At 67.3% G+C, this 1,527-nt stretch carries 1 protein-coding gene and 1 pseudogene; both read left to right on the forward strand.

Annotated elements, in window-relative coordinates; genetic code table 11:
• Positions 1-367: 367 nt before the first annotated feature.
• The gene (locus U9978_RS23795) at positions 368-910 is read left to right on the forward strand and encodes a dihydrofolate reductase family protein (RefSeq protein WP_322763380.1); all 543 of its coding nucleotides are present in this window, start codon (positions 368-370) and stop codon (positions 908-910) included.
• A 349-nt stretch (positions 911-1,259) separates the two neighbouring features.
• A pseudogene (locus tag U9978_RS23800) lies at positions 1,260-1,527 on the forward strand (hypothetical protein); the annotation flags it as partial.

The following is a 1,527-nucleotide window of genomic DNA, read 5'->3' on the forward strand; positions in this document are numbered from 1 at the left end:
GCCGCCTGGGTGACCACGCCCAGGCGGCGGCGGCCTACCGCCTGGCCCTCCGGCTCGCCGACAACGACGTCCAACGGGCCGCCCTTGACCGGTGCCTGGAGCGAGTCACCAACGGGTAAGCCGCCTACCGGTGAACTGATCAAGCGGATATCCGCCGGCTTGCACGAAAGCGTCGTTCGAGCCCTACAGAATGGCAGTGCCTGCGGCTCCACAATGACCGCTTGATTCCGCCGGGCGCTCTTAGCTTACGGTTACGACCCCCGCCGAAGGCTGGCCGTAGCCACGGGTACGTGGGCCGACCCGCTGCCTACGGTGTCCATACAGCGGCTGGGGGTCGGCGCGGGATTGATCTCAATGGAGGTGGAGCATGGGCAAGATGCTGTATTCGGTCACCATGTCGCTGGACGGCTTCATCGCAGGCCACGGTGGTGACATGTCCTGGTTGACCAGGTATTTCGGGCCCAACCCGACGGTGGATGAAATCATCGGCAAGATCGGCGCCCTTCTCGTCGGCAACCGCACCTTCCGCGGCGACGATCCGTACAGGGGCACGACCAAGGAAGGCAAGCCGTTCGGCGGCGGGTGGGCCGGACCACAGTTCGTACTCACCCACCATGCCCCGGACATCCCGGTGCCGGGTGTCACCTTTGTCGGTGACCTCGACAGCGGCGTCGCCGCGGCCAAGGCCGCCGCCGGTGACACCTACGTCAACGTCCTCGGCGCCAGCACGGCCCGGCAGTGCCTCGACGCCGGTGTACTCGACGAGATCCTCGTGCTCATCGCACCCGTCCTGCTCGGCGACGGTGTCCGGCTGTTCGACCGCCCGGGCGGGACCAACGTCGAGCTCGAACGCATCAGCCTGAGCCACACGCCGCACGTGACGAATCTCTGGCTACGCGTCGTCAGATGAGCCGACGATATCCAGATGTCGGTCTCAACGGGCTGCGGCTGTGCCGGCCTGGTTCAGTGGCGCGCCCGTACTGCGAGGCATGGAACCAAGATTCCCTGGCGCACGCCACCCCGGTGCCGCCGTCTGCGCCTCTGCGGCGGGGGCAGTAGGCCGATACCGATACCGATGACGCATGGGGGACCAAGGACGCTGAATCTGAATCTGAACAAGGCGACCGCGCGAACCAAGACAACGAACAGGGCCATCCTCAAGTGGATCGCGGCGGGCCTGATGCCCCGACCACCCCCAAGCGCACACCAGCCCCGCCGGCCCCCAGCCCCGAAGAAAACCAAAGAAGGGAACCTTCCTCATGCTCTGGCCCGCGCTCCGGGTGCTCTCCCAGGGAGAGCTGACCTCCGACCAGCTCCAGCAGCTGCTCGGCACGCTCCGACTCGAACAGACCCCCCGCACCGAGGGCCCCGGGGCGGCGACGATCATAGCGCGTAGCTCCGTGATGACCACGTTGCGGGACTGCTCGCCGGGTAGCCACTCATCCAGGCTCCGGTCTCTGTCGAGCCGCCGCCGCAGGTCCGTCGCCCGCTGCCGAAGAGGAATCGGCTCCGCCCGCCGGCCCACAT

Source organism: Protofrankia sp. Cr2, from assembly GCF_963555885.1.
GTDB lineage: Bacteria > Actinomycetota > Actinomycetes > Frankiales > Frankiaceae > Protofrankia.

Bases quoted from the DNA above. Each gene is read 5' to 3' on its own strand.
- U9978_RS23795 (WP_322763380.1), top strand. From the start codon at position 368: ATGGGCAAGATGCTGTATTCGGTCACCATGTCGCTGGACGGCTTCATC.